The sequence below is a fragment of the Massilia sp. CFBP 13721 genome, from assembly GCF_014842025.1.
GTDB lineage: Bacteria > Pseudomonadota > Gammaproteobacteria > Burkholderiales > Burkholderiaceae_D > Telluria.
In genome coordinates, this window is sequence record NZ_JACYUY010000012.1 from 13,811 (window position 1) to 28,878 (window position 15,068).

Here is a 15,068-nt window from a genome sequence, read left to right on the forward strand (position 1 = left end):
GGACGGAGCGGTTCGCCGCCCGGTCCACCCTACGTATCGCGCCACTCGGCGTGCGCGATACGGCTTGGCATTAGCTCGAAGGCGTGGCAAACCGCTTAACTGAACGGCATTACTCCATCCGGAGGCCTTTTTTTACAAAACCGGTTATTTAGTTTACTCCATTTCCGGAGACTTTTACATCCGGAATCGGATACTCGGTCTCCGGTTCCGCCGGCTTCAAATCTTCCTGGCGAATCGACCACAGCCCCGGCAGGTTGCGCCAGTAACCGTACACGTCCATGCCGAAACCGACCACGAAGGCATTCGGCAGCGTCAATCCGATGATGTCGGCCGCGATCGGCTTGCTGCGTCCGATATCCTTGTCCGCGAACACGGCGATGATGACCTCGGCCGCCCCCATGTCGAGCAGGCGCTGTTTCACATGGGCCAGGGTTTCTCCCTCGTCGAGGATGTCGTCAAGCACGACGATCGTGCGTCCGGCCACGTTCTGGCGCGGGATGACTTTCCACACGACCTGGCCGCCGCGGTCATCGTCGCCGTAGCGGCTGACGTGGATGTAGTCGAACTCGAGCGGGAAGTCGAGCTGGGGCAGCAGGGTCCCCGTAAACACCACGGCGCCGCCCATCACGCCGAGCACCAGCGGAAAGCCGGCGCCGGGCGCCTGGAAACGCTCATTGAGCACGGCGGCGACCTGGCTTACCGCCGCCTGCACCTGTGCTGGTGTGACGATCTCCTGCGCGTTCTGGAGCAGGGCCTGCGCGCGCGTAACATGAAAATCTTGCATGGACATTGATGGATAAGGGGGCAATGCATCAATTATCGCGAAAATCGTCAATGACAGGCGGACATTTGGCAGGCTGCGGTGTGGGGGTTATTTTTCTTCTTTGCCATGCATGACCATGATGGTTTGCTGCATCAGCACGCACAGGGTTTCCTGCCCGTCGCGAATGGCAAACACGTCCGCGCGGGTGACGACCAGCTTGCGTCCCGCCCGCACCACGGCGCCGCGCGCCACCAGCCGTTCGCCGTCCGCCGGCGCCATCAGGTTCAGCTTGTATTCGACGGTGAGCACCGACGCACCTGCCGGGGCCACGCTCATGGCTGCATAGCCGGCCGCCGAATCGGCGATCATGCCGACCACGCCGCCATGAATGAAACCGTGCTGCTGCTCGACGCCTTCCCAGTGCGGCAAACCGATCTCGGTACGGCCGTGTTCGACAAGTTCCAGGCTGGCCCGGATCAGGCGCATCGCCTGTTGGCGCGCGAAGCTGGCGCGCACTTGTTGCGCCACCTGCGGATCGAGAGTCATGGTCATCGCTACCCCTTCAGCTGTAATCGCGTGCGTCTTCAATGACCTTGCCGTCGTCGGGCAGCGAACCCGGCGCCACAAAGGCGACCTCGCCGCGCAGCTTGGTCACTTCGCGGATCGAGGCGGCGATCGCCGCTTCCAGTCCCGGGTCCGGCGTTCCCGCCACCTCGCACTGCAGCGTCATCAGATCGTTCGCCATCCGCCCCGAGACAAGCAGTCTCGCTTTCAGGATGTCCGGATGGCGGCGCACGATGTTTTGCACCTGCGACGCATGCACGAACATTGCCCGCACTTTGGTCGTCTGGTCGGCGCGGCCCAGCCAGCCGCGGATGCGGCTGTTGGTGCGCACACCCGGCGCCGCCTGGGGCAGCAGCGCCGACAAGTCGCCGGTGGCGAAGCGGATCAACGGATAGTCATCGTTGAACAGGGTGATCACGACTTCGCCGATATCGCCCGGCGCCACGGGTTCTCCGCTGCCGGGCCGCACGATTTCCAATAACACCTCTTCGTCGAGCACCATGCCCGGATCGAGCACGCCGTTCGTCTCCGTCTCGTAGGCGATGCTGCCGATATCGGCCGAGGCATAGGTCTGGAACACGTGCGGCACGCCGTGCTCATGAAACCAGCTGCGTAACGATTCCGGCAGCGCCTCGGCGCCGAGCAGGGCATTCCGCACGCTGCTGATGTCGAGGCCCGTTTCGCGTGCCTTTTCGATGATGATGCGCAGGAAGGAGGGCGTGCCGACATAGGTATCCGGGCGCAGCGCCGCCATCGCCTGCACCTGCATTTCGGTCTGCCCGGTACCGGCCGGGATCACGCTGCAGCCGATGCGCGCGGCGCCGCTTTCGACCATGAAGGCGGCCGGCGTGAAGTGGTACGAAAAGCAGTTCTGCAGCAGGCCGCCGGCGCGCACGCCGGCCGCGAACAGCGGCCGCCCGAAGCGCCACCAGTCGGCGCCTCGTCCTTCGGGATCGAAGATCGGTCCGGGCGACATGAACACGTGCGCCAGATCGCTCGCCGCCGTCGCAGTCAAGCCGCCAAAGGGCGGATCGCGCTCCTGCAGCGCCTTCAAATCGGACTTACGCGTCACCGGCAGTTGTGCCAGCGCGGCGCGGCTGGTGATGGCGTGCGGGTCGACCCCGTCCAGGATGTTCGCCCAGCCCGGCGCCGCCTGCGCCCGTGCGATCAGGGCCGGCAAGCGCGCCAGCAGGTCGCGTTCGCGTTCTGCCGGCGCGCGGGTTTCCAACGCATCGAGGGTGATGCCTGTCATGTGCTTCTCCGATTAAGTAGAGGCGTTCAGGCGAGCCAGCGTTTGCGGCGCCTATAAAACTTCATGTCCCTGAAACTTTTACGGCCGGCGCCCGAGACGCCGAGATAAAACTCCTTGACGTCCTCGTTGTTGGCCAGGTCCTGCGCCGCGCCATCCATCACCACGCGCCCGTTCTCCAGGATGTAGCCGAAGTCGGCGTAGCGCAGGGCGACGTTCGTGTTCTGCTCAGCGAGAAGAAAGGAGACGCCTTCCTTGCGGTTGAGGTCCTTGACGATGCCGAAAATCTCGTCGACGATCTGCGGCGCGATCCCCATCGACGGCTCGTCGAGCAGGATCATCGACGGATTCGCCATCAGCGCGCGCCCAATCGCGCACATCTGCTGCTCGCCGCCCGAGGTATAGCCGGCCTGGCTGCTCCTGCGCTCTTTCAAACGCGGGAAATAGTGATACACCGATTCCAGCGCGGTTTTCAGCTCGCCGCGGCCGATCTTGCGGGTGTACGCACCCGTCAGCAGATTCTCTTCGATGGTGAGATGACCGAAACAGTGGCGTCCTTCCATCACCTGCGACAAGCCGCGCCGCACCAGTTCGTTCGGCGTCAGCTGGTCGATGCGTTCGCCCTGGAAGCGCACCTCTCCCTTGGTGACGTCGCCGCGTTCGCCGCGCAACAGGGTGGAAATCGTTTTCAAGGTGGTCGACTTGCCGGCGCCGTTCGCGCCCAGCAGGGCGACGATCTTCCCCTTCGGTACCTGCAGCGATACGCCCTTTAACACCAAAATCACGTGGTCGTAGATGACTTCGATGTTGTTCACCGACAGGTAGGGTTGTTCGCTGGTGCTGGTCATGGTTTCTCGTCCAGGAGTGCCCCGCCGCGGCGGCGAGGCGGGTAGGTCAAGCGATCACTGCATGCAGCCAGGCGTGATGTTCTTTTCCCTGGCATACGCCAGCGACGATTCTTCCAGCAGCCTGCGCGTCAGCGCCTTGTCGCCCACGACCCAGTTCGGCGTGATCGCATTCCACTTCTTGCCATCCCACTGCTGGACTTTCACCGCGCCCGACCCCTCGTGGTCGTCGCAGCTGGTTTTAATGGTCGGGAACATGCCGAAAGCCCCGATCGCCTTCTGGCGCGCGGCGTCGACGTTCAGGTTTTCCAGGCCCCAGCGCACCTGCTCGCCGGTCATGGTTTTCCCTTTACCGAATTTTTCCTGCGCGGTGCGGATCGCCTCGACCCAGAGCACGCCCAGGGTCACGCCGCGCATGTGGTACACGGAGCCGATGCGCGATTGGTCGGCCAGGTTGCCCTTGCCGCCTGCATAAACCTTTTTACGGATCTCGTCCATCAGCGGATAGTTGCCGGGCGTATTGAAGGTCATCGAGGTATACCCTTTTGCCGCTTCGCCCGACGGGATCGTGTCTTCTTCCGAACCCGCCCACCAGACGCCGAGGATTTTCTCGCGCGGGAAGCCGTTGCGCTGGGCGGTCTTGATGGCGACCGAATTCATCACCCCCCAACCCCACAGGATCACGTGGTCGGGACGCGCCTGGCGGATTTGCAGCCATTGCGATTGCTGTTCGCTGCCCGGCGGCGCCACCGCGATCTTGATCAGTTCAAAGCCGTACTGCTTGGCCTGCGCATCCAGCACCGGCATGGCTTCCTTGCCGAAAGCCGAATCGTGGTACAGGTAGACGATCTTCTTCCCTTTCAGGTTCTGGTAGCCGCCGTTCTTGTCGCCCAAATACTTGATCATCGCCGCCGCCTGGTTCCAGTAGCTGGTCACCAGCGGAAAGACATACGGAAAAACCTTGCCGTTGGCGGCGTCCGAGCGCCCGTAGCCGAGCATGGTCATCGGGATCTTGTCGACCGCGACGCGGTCGACGATGCCGTAGGCGATGCCGGTCGACAGCGGGTCGACCAGGGTGGCGCCGCCATTCTTGGTTTTCAGGCGTTCGTAGCATTCCACGCCGCGCGAGGCGTTGTATTCGGTCTCGCACTCTTCCCAGGTCATCTTGACGCCATTGATGCCGCCGTTCGCATTCACCAGATTGAAATAGTCGATCATGCCGCCGTAGAAGCCGGAGCCGCCGGCGCCATACGGGCCGACGCGGTAGGACTGCAGCGCCACGAACTGGTCGGCGGCCAGCACCTGCCCGCCGACGCTGACCAGCGTGGCCGCAAGCACGATCGATTTGATGACTTTCATGGGTGTCTCCTTTTTATTAACATCGTTGAATGGGAATACGAATCAATGCGGGAAGGGCCACAAACGCAGCTTCTCTTTGCCGATCTGCCACAGGCGCGCCAGGCCGTGCGGTTCGACGATCAGGAAGAAGATGATCAAGCCGCCGAACACCATCAATTCCAGGTTCGACGCGTAATTGGTGGCGATGCCGAGCGTGTGCGCCAGCATGTTCAGGAAGATCGGCAGCAGCACGATAAAGGCGGCGCCGAGAAAGGAACCCAGGATCGAGCCGACGCCGCCGATGATCACCATGAACAGGATGCGGAACGACAGGTCCAGGCTATACGCTTCCGGCTCCACCGTGCCGAGGTAGGCAAAGGCATACAGGGCGCCGGCCACGCCGCAATAAAACGAGCTGACGGCAAAGGCGAGCAGCTTGGTGCGCAGCGGCCGGAAGCCGATCACTTCGGCCGCCATGTCCATGTCGCGGATCGCCATCCACGAGCGGCCGACGTTCGAGCGGATCATGTTCTTGGCCAGCAGCGCCATCGTCGCCACGATGCCCAGCACCAGCAGGTATTTCGAAGCCGGCGTGACGAAGCGGTAGCCGGCAATCTGCATCGTCTGCACCGTCACCACGCCCGAGGCGCTGTAATTGGTCAGATACGGGATCTTGGTGAGGCACCAGATCACGAAGAACTGGGTCGCCAGCGTGGCGGCCGCCAGATAAAAGCCGCGGATGCGCAGCGAGGGCAGGCCGAAGGCAATTCCAACCATGGCCGCGCATAGGCCGCCCAGCACAAAGGCGAGCAGCAACGGCATGCCCGGAATGCGCGCCACGAAGTTAAAGGCGGCGTAGGCGCCGACCGCCATGAAGGCGGCTGTGCCGAGCGAGAGCTGGCCGGCGTAGCCCGTTAAAATGTTCAGCCCCAGCGCCGCCAGCGCAAAGATCAGGAACGGGATCAGGATCGCCGACAGCAGGTAAGGGGAGGCAAACAGGGGCACCACCACCAGCGCCACCAGCAGCAGCGCCAACAAGCCGATGCGGTCCTGGCGGATCGGCAGGATCTGCCCATCCGCCGCATAGCTGGTCTTGAATTGTCCGGCTTCGCGATACAGCATGGTCTAGATCCTCCGGATGATTTTTTCGCCGAACAGCCCCTCGGGCCGCACCAGCAGGAAGCCCAGGGCCAGCACGTACGGGAACCAGCCTTCGATGCCGCCGCCGACCAGCGGTCCGATGTAGACTTCGGCCAGCTTTTCGCTGGCGCCGATGATCAAGCCGCCGACGATCGCGCCCGGCACCGAGGTGAACCCGCCCAGGATCAGCACCGGCAACGCTTTGAGGGCAATGAACGTCAGCGCGAACTGCACGCCATTGCGGGCGCCCCACAGCATGCCCGCCACCAGCGCGACCAGGCCGGCCACCGACCACACCACGACCCAGATCCGCTGCAGCGGAATGCCGACAGCCAGCGCCGCCTGGTGGTCGTCGGCCACGGCGCGCAGCGCGCGCCCGACGCGGGTCTTGGTGAACAGCAGCGCCAGCGCCACCACCAGCACCGCGCACACGATCGCCGCCATCATGTCGAACTGCGAGACCAGGATATTGAAGTGTTCCATCAGGTATTCGTTGGGCACGTCCTCGATCGGCAACTCGAGTTTGCGTACCTGCGAACCCCAGACCAGCTGCGCCAGGCCCTCGATGAAAAACGCGAGGCCGATGGTGGCCATGAACAGCGTGATTTCCGGCTGGTTCACCAGCGGGCGCAAGACCACGCGTTCGATCGCAACGGCGAGGGCGATCATCACCAGGATCGTCAGCGGAACCGCAACCCACAGAGAGACGCCGAATTTGTCGACGATGCCGACGCAGGTGAGGGCGGCGAAGAACACCATCGCCCCCTGCGCGAAGTTGAACACGCCCGAGGCTTTGTAGATCAGCACGAAGCCGATCGCGACCAGCGCATACATCACCCCGGACAGCAGGCCGCCGAGCAGCACTTCGATGAAAAAGCTCATGTGCTTGCCTCCTGCTCGTTTGTCCCCTCATGGGCCTGGCCGAGATAGGCCTTGATCACGTTCTCGTTGCTGCGCACTTGGTCCGGCGTGCCGTCGCCGATCTTCTTGCCATAGTCGAGCACGACGACGCGGTCCGAGATGTCCATCACCACGCCCATGTCGTGTTCGATCAGGACGATCGTCGTGCCGAACTGGTCGTTGACGTCGAGGATGAAGCGGCACATGTCCTGCTTTTCCTCGACGTTCATGCCGGCCATCGGTTCGTCCAGCAACAGGATGTCCGGTTCGGCGGCCAGCGCTCTGCCCAGTTCGACGCGCTTCTGCAAGCCGTAGGGCAGGCGGCCCACCGGCGTCTTGCGGATCGCCTGGATTTCCAGGAAGTCGATGATGGCTTCGGCCTTTTCGCGGTGCGCGATTTCCTCGCGCCGGGCCGCGCCGAGATAAAACGCCTGCTGCAGGAAGTTGGTTTTCATTTTGAGGTTACGGCCGGTCATGATGTTGTCGAGGACCGTCATCCCCTTGAACAGCGCGATATTTTGAAAAGTGCGCGCGATGCCCGCTTTCGCCGCGCCGTAACAATCCATGTTGGTGCGCCGGGCGCCGCGCAGCACGATCTCGCCGTGCTGCGGGCGGTACACGCCGTTGATCACGTTCAGCATCGAGCTTTTGCCGGCGCCGTTCGGGCCGATGATGGCGCGGATCTCGTGCTGGCGCACGTCGAACGAAATGTCGGTCAGCGCTTTCACCCCGCCGAAAGCCAGCGAGATGTTTTTCAGGTCGAGGATCACGTCGCCGATCTTGCGGCCAGTGCCGGGACTATCGGGGCTGGCCGGCGGTTGCGTCATCTGCATCACGCTGCCTCCTGCATGTTCTGCATCAGCGGGTAGGTCGCGGCATCGACGATGCGCAGGTCGGCGCTGACGGTACCGGTGCGCCCATCCTCGAATTTCACCTGCGTGCTGATGTGCTGCGCGGCTTTGCCGGTGTACAGCGCCTCGATCAGCACCGCGTATTTGTCGGCGACGAATTTACGGCGCACTTTACGGGTGCGGGTCAGTTCGTCGTCGTCGGGGTCGAGCTCCTTGTGCAGCACCAGGAAGCGGTGGATCTGCGTGTGGCCCATCAGCGCCTCGTTGGCCAGGCCGGCATTCACTTGCTGCACGCAGTCGCGCATCAGTTCCAGCACCTGCGGGTGCCCTGCGAGATCGGTATAGCCGGCATAGGCGAGATTTCTGCGCTCGACCCAGTTGCCGACCGCTTCCATGTCGATGTTCAGGAAGGCGCATACCTGGTCGCGACCATTCCCGAAGGCGACCGCCTCTTTTATGAATGGGAAGAACTTCAGTTTGTTTTCGATGTAGTTGGGCGCGAAGATGGCGCCGTTCTGCATGGTGCCGACGTCCGCCGCGCGGTCGATGATTTTAAGGTGGCCATCGCTGTCGAACATGCCGGCGTCGCCCGTATGAAAATAGCCGTCGGCGTCGATCACTTCGGCCGTCGCATCCGGGCGCTTGAAGTAGCCGCCCATGTTCGACACCCCTTTGACCAGCACTTCGCCATTCGCCGCCAGTTTTACCTCGACCCCGGGCGCCGGCACGCCGACGCTGTCGAACTTGATGTTCCCGTCCGGTTGCAGGCAGACGTAGGCGCAGGTCTCGGTCGAGCCATACAGCTGTTTCAGATTGACGCCGATCGACCGATAGAAACGGAACAGGTCGGGGCCGATTGCCGCACCGGCGGTGTAGGCCACGCGCACGCGCGACAGGCCGAGCACGTTTTTCAGTGGTTCGTAGACCAGCAGGCGCCCCAGCGCATAGTTAAGACGATCGAGCACATTCACCGGTTTGCCGTCGAGGAGGGCGGCGCCGCTGCGCCGCGCCACGCCCATGTAAAAATCGAACATGCGGCGCTTGATGCGGCTGGCGTCTTCCATGCGGATCATGACGGTGGTGAGCATGTTCTCGAACACGCGCGGCGGCGCAAAATAATAAGTGGGGCCGATCTCGCGTAAATCGTTGAGCACGGTGTCGCTCGACTCCGGACAGTTCACCGTAAAGCCGGCCACCATCGCCTGTGCGAACGAAAACAGGCAGTCGCCTACCCAGGCCATCGGTAAATAGGAGAGCACGTCGTCGCGGTCGGTGAGCTTGTCGAAGCCGACGCCGCCGCTGCCGGCGGCAATCAGGGCCGCGTGCGACTGCATCACGCCTTTTGGTTTACCGGTGGTGCCCGAGGTGTAGAGGATGATGGCGGTGTCGCCCCCCTGGCCGCGCTGGATGGCCTCGTCGAAGGCGCCGGGATGCTCGCGGTCCCAGGCGCGGCCGAGCTCCTGCAGGGAAGCGAAGGAGAGCAGGCCGGCGTGCCGGTAGTGGCGCATGCCGCGTTCATCCTCGAACACGATGTGGCGCACGCGCGGGCAGGTGGCTTGCAGCTCGAGCAGCTTGTCGACTTGCTCCTGGTCCTCGACCACGGCGAATTCGATGTCGGCGTCGCTCAGCACGTGGGCCATGTCGGCGCTGGGCGCATCCTGATAGAGCGGCACCGGCACCCCGCCCAGGCACTGCGCCGCCAGCATCGCCCAGTACAGGCGCGGGCGGTTGTCGCCGATGATGGCCAGGTTCATGCCGCGTTCGAAACCGAGGGCGGCCAGGCCGCAGGCCAGCGCCCGTACCTCGGCGTCGACGTCGCGCCAGCACCAGGTCTGCCAGATGCCCAGGTATTTTTCGCGAAAGGCTGGACGCGCCCCGCGTTGTCGGGCGTGGTCGAGCAGGCGCCGCGGAAAAGTCTGCAATGGCAAACGCTCCGATGTCTCCATCGCTGTCTCCTCAGTTAGCATCGTCCGGCGCGGCGCAAAAGCTGTGACCGGTGGAATTTTTATGTGAAGATAGTACTTTGCGTTGGCGCGCCACGTTGTCATTTGCATGACAATTGGCCCGACTTTCGATGACGCGTTGCACAAACGCATTGCACAAATGAAGATGCCGACACCGACACTCGTGGAACACCTGCGCGCCACCATCTGGGGCCGTGTGCTCACGCCCGCCGAAATGGCGCGGGTCGAGGCCGTCTGTTTCGAGCAACTGGTGCCGAAAGGCGGCTTTGTCTGCCGCAAGGGCGAGCCGCTGGAATACTGGGTCGGCATCGTCGACGGCCTGGTAAAAATCAATAACTTTTCGCCATCCGGAAAAAGCGTGACGTTTACGGGGGTGACCGCCGGCGGCTGGTTCGGCGAGGGGTCGCTGCTCAAGGACGCATTCCGCAAGTACGACGTGATGGCGCTGCGCGATACCCGCGTGGCGCGCATGCCGCGCGCCACCTTCGAGTGGCTGCTCGAGACCAGCCTGCCGTTCAACCGCTTCCTGCTGATGCAGCTCAACGAGCGCCTCGGCCAGTTCATCGGCCAGGTCGAAACCGACCGCATGCTCGACGTCGACACCCGCGTCGCGCGCTGCCTGGCGGCGATGTTCAACGACCACCTGTATCCGGGGCTCGACACCTTGGTCCACCTGTCGCAGGAAGAGATCGGCTACCTGTCGGGCGCCTCGCGCCAGCGCGTGAATGGCGCCTTGCAGCTGCTCGAAAAAGCCGGGCTGCTGCGGCTCGATTACGGCGGGATCCGGGTGCTGGATCTGGACGGTTTACGAAACTTCCAGGCCTGAGGCGCAAAGAGGACTTAACTAGCCGCGTAAAGTAGGGTGGACTCCCGAGTCCACGCGTTACGGTCGAGTACCGCAAAGGTCGCGAAGGTCGGTAAGGCATGCAGCACGGTACTGCGCATGCATGTCGATTTGCATATTTTGTACCGCGTGGGCTCGCGAGCCCGGTGCACCCGTCGTTGAGGCTATTGGCCTCAACGACCCCATACGGTGCACGACCTTATCGGCTCGCGTGTGATGGTTCGTTGGGGGTATGATATTAGGCATGCCTAATCAATCCAATTCATCCCCCCGCGCCGAGCGCCTGCAACAGCTGCGCGCCGCCATGGCGCACCACGGCATCGACGCCTGCATCGTGCCGTCGAGCGACCCCCACCTGTCCGAATACCTGCCGCGCCGCTGGCAGGGCCGCGAGTGGATCTCCGGGTTCACCGGCTCGGTCGGCACCTTCATCGCCACTGCGGAATTTGCCGGCGTCTGGACCGATGGCCGCTACTACACGCAAGCCGAAACGGAGCTGGCCGGTACCGGCATCGCGCTGATGAAAATCCCGTCGGGCGCCAGCCTGCTGCACATTGACTGGCTGGCAGCCAACATGCAGCCCGGCCAGACGGTGGCGGTCGATGCGCGCGTGCTCGGCCTGGCCGTGGCGCGCCTGCTGAACGATGCCCTCAGCGCGCGTGGCGTCACCCTGCGCACCGATATCGACCTGCTCGACACCATCTGGGCCGACCGTCCCGGCTTGCCGACGGAAGCGCTCTACGAACACGCGGCGCCGCATGCGACGCTGGCGCGCGCGGATAAACTGGCGGCCACGCGCGCGGCGATGGCCGCCCTCGGCGCCGAGCGCCATTTTATTTCGACGCTCGACGACATCGCCTACCTGTTCAACCTGCGCGGCGCCGACGTCAGTTTCAATCCGGTGTTCGTGGCGCACGCGCTGATCGAGCGCGATGGCGCGACCCTGTTCGTCGCCGAAGGCAAGGCCTCGCCGGAACTGCAGGCGCGCCTGCGCGAAGACGGCGTGCGCCTGGCGCCGTATGCGCAAGCCGCGGATGCGCTGGCGGCGCTGCCGGCCGCCAGTACCCTGCTGCTCGACCCGCGCCGGATCACGGCCGGCATGCGCGCGGCGGTGGCCGACGGCGTCAACATCGTGGAAGCGATCAACCCGACCACCTTCGCCAAGTCGCGCAAGAGCGATGCCGAAGCGGCGCACGTGCGCACGACGATGGAGCAGGATGGCGCCGCCCTGTGCGAATTCTTCGCCTGGCTGGAAGGAGAATTGGCCAACCCGCAGCGCGCGCCGCTGACGGAACTGACCATCGACGAGCAGATCACGGCCGCGCGTGCGCGCCGTCCGCACTTCGTCAGCCCCAGTTTCAATACCATCGCCGGCTTCAACGCCAACGGCGCGATCATGCATTACCGCGCCTCGCGCGAATCGCATGCGCTGATCGAAGGCGATGGCCTGCTCCTGATCGACTCCGGCGGCCAGTACCTGGGCGGCACCACCGACATCACGCGCGTGGTCCCGGTGGGGCAGATCACGGACGCGCACCGGCGCGACTTTACGCTCGTGCTGAAAGGGATGATGGCGCTGTCGCAGGCCCACTTCCCGCGCGGCACCCGCTCGCCGATGCTCGACGCGATTGCGCGCGCGCCGATCTGGGCGGCCGGCGTCGACTACGGCCACGGCACCGGTCACGGCGTCGGTTACTTCATGAACGTGCACGAAGGCCCGCAAGTGATTTCGCCGAGCGCCTCTCCCGATCCGCACACGGCGATGGAGCCGGGCATGATCACCTCGATCGAGCCGGGCATCTACAAGCCGGGGCGCTGGGGCATCCGCATCGAGAACCTGGTGCTGAACGTGCCTGCGGAGGGGGACGGAAAAGCGGGCGAATTCGGCGAGTTCCTGCGCTTCGAGACGCTGACCCTGTGCCCGATCGATACGCGCTGCCTCGACATGACCCTGCTGCAGCCGCACGAAGTCGAGTGGCTCAACGACTACCACGCGCAGGTACGCGCGCGCCTGCTGCCGCATGTGGACGGCAGCGCCCGCGCCTGGCTCGAACTGCGCACGAAAGCGATTTGATCATGGCTTCTTCCCGCTCCACCCGCGCCAGCTCCGCCATCGAACGGCTGAAACGCCGTACCGGGCAGACCGGTTATTCGATGGCCCGCACCGCCAGCGGCGGCTTTTATTTGTCCGAGATGCCGGGTTCGCCGCCGCTGTGCGAACCGCTCGAACTCGACGAATTCGTCGCCTTCGTCAACGGCCTCGGACCGCAGGAAATCCGGCGCATGACCAAGAACGACATCGCTTTCGAGAAGCAGCTGGTCAAGAAAAAACCCGAGTAGCAAGCCTGAGCAAAATCGAGACCGAGAAAGTAAAACCCCGAGGCGGTCCGCAGCTGTCGCAGTCTTATAAAGTCCGCCATGACGAACCATGATTTTTTGATGCCGTACTGGTCGCCGACCGAGATCGCGACCAATGCCGTGATCCTGCTGCACCTGGCCGGCTCGCTCTTCCTCGGCCTGCTGGTCGGTTACGAGCGCTCGTATCACGGGCGCGCGGCCGGCATGCGTACCTATGGCCTGGTGTGCATGGCGTCGTGCGCGCTGACCATCGTCAGCGGCTATCCGGAGATGTGGTTCGGCGGCCAGGTCGGCGCCATCGGCGTGGTCGACCCGACCCGGGTGATGCAGGGCGTGGTGACCGGCATCGGCTTCCTTGGCGCCGGCGTCATCATGCGCGAAGGTTTCAATATCAGCGGCTTGACCACCGCCGCCTCGATCTGGAGCTCGTCGGTGATCGGCATCCTGGTCGGCGTCGGCTTTTACCTGGCCGCGATGGGCCTCGCCTTCTTTTCGGCCATGATCATGATTTACCTGAACCGCGTCGAGGCGGTGCTGCCGTCGCGCCGCGCGGTGGCCGTCACGCTGCGCTTTCGCGAGGATTACCTGCCGCGCGAAGACGCATTGCGCGCAGCGGCCCTCGAACGCGGCTACCAGATCGCCGGCAGCTCGCTGACGGTCTCCAGCAGCAACCGGCGCCAGGAATGGCGTTTTGTCGCCATCGCCCTGTCGCGCCACAACCGCGCCACGCTCACCGAACTGGCGGCCGAACTGGCGGCGTCCGAAGGCGTCGAAGGGTTTCAACTCTCGCACGCACGTAACTAACTAAAATAATCAATGACTGGGGTAGTACGCATGAAGGCTCAAGATGTTCTCGATTTCTGGTTCCTGCCGCCTGAGGATCCCGGCTACGGCCAGGCGCGCCCCGCATGGTTTCGCAAGGATGCCGCCTTCGATGCGCAGATCCGCGACCGCTTCGGCAGCCTGATCGGGCAGGCGGTCGCCGGCGGCTTGCGCGAGTGGGACATGGAAGGGCCGCAAGGGGCGCTGGCACGCATCCTGGTGCTCGACCAGTTCACCCGCAATGCCCACCGCGACACGCCCGAAGCGTTTATGGGCGACACGCTGGCGCTGCTGGCCGCGCAATCCCTGGTCGACAGCGGCGCCGACCGCCAGCTGGCGCCGTTCCAGCGCGCCTTTGTCTACATGCCCTACGAGCACGCGGAAGACGCGCGCATGCAGCAATGCGCGGTCGACCTGTTCGCGTGTTTGGCGGCTGAACATGAAGGGTTCGGCGAGATGCTCGACTATGCGCACCGCCACCGCGGCGTGATCGCGCGCTTCGGCCGCTTCCCGCACCGCAATCCGATTCTTGGCCGCGCCTCCAGCGCCGACGAACTGCAATACCTGGCGCAGCCCGGCGCCGGGTTCTGATGGCCCCCACGCTCAACCTCGTCGGCGCCGGCCACGTCGGGCGCACCCTCGGCCGCCTGTTCCATGCGCACGGCGTGTTCGCGGTCCAGGACGTGCTGACGCGCTCCGCTGCCAGTGCCGAAGATGCCGTCGCTTTCATCGGCGCCGGGCGCGCGCTGGCGCAGCTGTCCGAATTGCGCCCGGCCGAGGTCTGGATGCTGGCCGTCGGCGACGACCAGATCGCCGGCACTTGCGCCGCGCTGGCGGCGGCCGGCCTGTTGGGCGGCGCCACCGTGTTTCACTGCAGCGGCGCCAAGGCGTCCGATGAACTGCTGGCGGCAGGCAGCCGCGGCGCGCGGGTGGCGAGCATCCACCCGGTACGCAGCTTCGCCGATCCGCACGCCGTCGCCGCCGCTTTCGACGGCACCTGGTGCGGCATCGAAGGCGATCCGCAGGCGCTGGCGCTGTTGACGCCCGCCTTCGAGGCAATCGGGGCGCGCCTGGTCGCCATCGACCCCGCCGCCAAGACGGTCTACCACGCCGCCTCGGTGTTCGCCTCGAACTACCTGGTGACAGTGCTCGACGCCGCCCTGCGCGCCTATGCCGCGGCCGGGGTGCCGCCCGAGGTTGCGCGCGAGCTGGCGCGGCCGCTCGCGGGTGAAACGCTCAATAATGTATTCCGGCTCGGGGCACCCGCCGCCCTCAGCGGGCCGGTCGCGCGTGGCGACATGGCGACGGTGGCGCGCCAGCAGGCGGCGCTGCAGGGTTGGGATGCCCCGACGGCGGACCTGTACGCGGCCCTGGTCGACGCCACCACCGCGCTGGCCGAACGCAAGCGGCGCGGCGCGCCCTGATGCGTC

Annotated in this window: 15 protein-coding genes; 6 read left to right on the forward strand and 9 right to left on the reverse strand. The window is 64.6% G+C overall.

Annotated elements, in window-relative coordinates:
- Positions 1–148: 148 nt before the first annotated feature.
- The 9 genes from IFT60_RS13245 to IFT60_RS13285 form a co-directional block, all read right to left on the reverse strand.
- Positions 149–784, reverse strand: coding sequence for a hypoxanthine-guanine phosphoribosyltransferase (locus IFT60_RS13245; RefSeq protein ID WP_192052446.1), 636 nt, complete (start codon positions 782–784; stop codon positions 149–151).
- An 87-nt stretch (positions 785–871) separates the two neighbouring features.
- Complete coding sequence (locus IFT60_RS13250) at positions 872–1,315, reverse strand: PaaI family thioesterase (protein WP_197986319.1); 444 nt, start codon at positions 1,313–1,315, stop codon at positions 872–874.
- Positions 1,316–1,325: 10 nt separating this feature from the next.
- A complete protein-coding gene (locus IFT60_RS13255) occupies positions 1,326–2,579 on the reverse strand; it encodes a phenylacetate--CoA ligase family protein (RefSeq protein ID WP_192052447.1) in 1,254 nt (417 codons plus the stop codon).
- A 26-nt stretch (positions 2,580–2,605) separates the two neighbouring features.
- Positions 2,606–3,424, reverse strand: a complete 819-nt coding sequence (locus IFT60_RS13260; protein ID WP_192052448.1) for an ABC transporter ATP-binding protein — start codon at positions 3,422–3,424, stop codon at positions 2,606–2,608.
- Positions 3,425–3,478: 54 nt separating this feature from the next.
- Complete coding sequence (locus IFT60_RS13265; RefSeq protein WP_192052449.1) at positions 3,479–4,780, reverse strand: ABC transporter substrate-binding protein; 1,302 nt, start codon at positions 4,778–4,780, stop codon at positions 3,479–3,481.
- A 42-nt stretch (positions 4,781–4,822) separates the two neighbouring features.
- Positions 4,823–5,881: a branched-chain amino acid ABC transporter permease gene (locus tag IFT60_RS13270; RefSeq protein WP_192052450.1), complete on the reverse strand. Its 1,059-nt coding sequence runs from the start codon at positions 5,879–5,881 to the stop codon at positions 4,823–4,825.
- Positions 5,882–5,884: 3 nt separating this feature from the next.
- Positions 5,885–6,781, reverse strand: a complete 897-nt coding sequence (locus tag IFT60_RS13275) for a branched-chain amino acid ABC transporter permease (protein WP_192052451.1) — start codon at positions 6,779–6,781, stop codon at positions 5,885–5,887.
- A complete protein-coding gene (locus IFT60_RS13280) occupies positions 6,778–7,632 on the reverse strand; it encodes an ABC transporter ATP-binding protein (protein ID WP_197986320.1) in 855 nt (284 codons plus the stop codon). Before IFT60_RS13280 ends, IFT60_RS13275 begins: the two co-directional genes overlap by 4 nt.
- Complete coding sequence (locus tag IFT60_RS13285; RefSeq protein WP_192052452.1) at positions 7,632–9,596, reverse strand: AMP-dependent synthetase/ligase; 1,965 nt, start codon at positions 9,594–9,596, stop codon at positions 7,632–7,634. The genes IFT60_RS13280 and IFT60_RS13285 overlap by 1 nt, the downstream gene beginning before the upstream one ends.
- A gap of 157 nt (positions 9,597–9,753) precedes the next feature.
- Between IFT60_RS13285 and IFT60_RS13290 the strand changes: the two genes are divergently transcribed.
- The 6 genes from IFT60_RS13290 (at position 9,754) to IFT60_RS13315 (ending at position 15,062) form a co-directional block, all read left to right on the forward strand.
- The gene (locus IFT60_RS13290; RefSeq protein WP_374001116.1) at positions 9,754–10,440 is read left to right on the forward strand and encodes a Crp/Fnr family transcriptional regulator; all 687 of its coding nucleotides are present in this window, start codon (positions 9,754–9,756) and stop codon (positions 10,438–10,440) included.
- A 262-nt stretch (positions 10,441–10,702) separates the two neighbouring features.
- Positions 10,703–12,532: an aminopeptidase P family protein gene (locus IFT60_RS13295; protein WP_374001115.1), complete on the forward strand. Its 1,830-nt coding sequence runs from the start codon at positions 10,703–10,705 to the stop codon at positions 12,530–12,532.
- Between the two features lie 2 nt (positions 12,533–12,534).
- Positions 12,535–12,798 carry a hypothetical protein gene (locus tag IFT60_RS13300; RefSeq protein WP_192052454.1) on the forward strand — a complete coding sequence of 88 codons (264 nt, stop codon included), beginning with the start codon at positions 12,535–12,537 and terminating at the stop codon, positions 12,796–12,798.
- Between the two features lie 78 nt (positions 12,799–12,876).
- Positions 12,877–13,620, forward strand: a complete 744-nt coding sequence (locus IFT60_RS13305; RefSeq protein WP_192052455.1) for an MgtC/SapB family protein — start codon at positions 12,877–12,879, stop codon at positions 13,618–13,620.
- 30 nt (positions 13,621–13,650) lie between these two features.
- Positions 13,651–14,229, forward strand: coding sequence for a DUF924 family protein (locus tag IFT60_RS13310; RefSeq protein WP_192052456.1), 579 nt, complete (start codon positions 13,651–13,653; stop codon positions 14,227–14,229).
- The gene (locus tag IFT60_RS13315) at positions 14,229–15,062 is read left to right on the forward strand and encodes a Rossmann-like and DUF2520 domain-containing protein (RefSeq protein WP_192052457.1); all 834 of its coding nucleotides are present in this window, start codon (positions 14,229–14,231) and stop codon (positions 15,060–15,062) included. The genes IFT60_RS13310 and IFT60_RS13315 overlap by 1 nt, the downstream gene beginning before the upstream one ends.
- Positions 15,063–15,068: the final 6 nt, after the last annotated feature.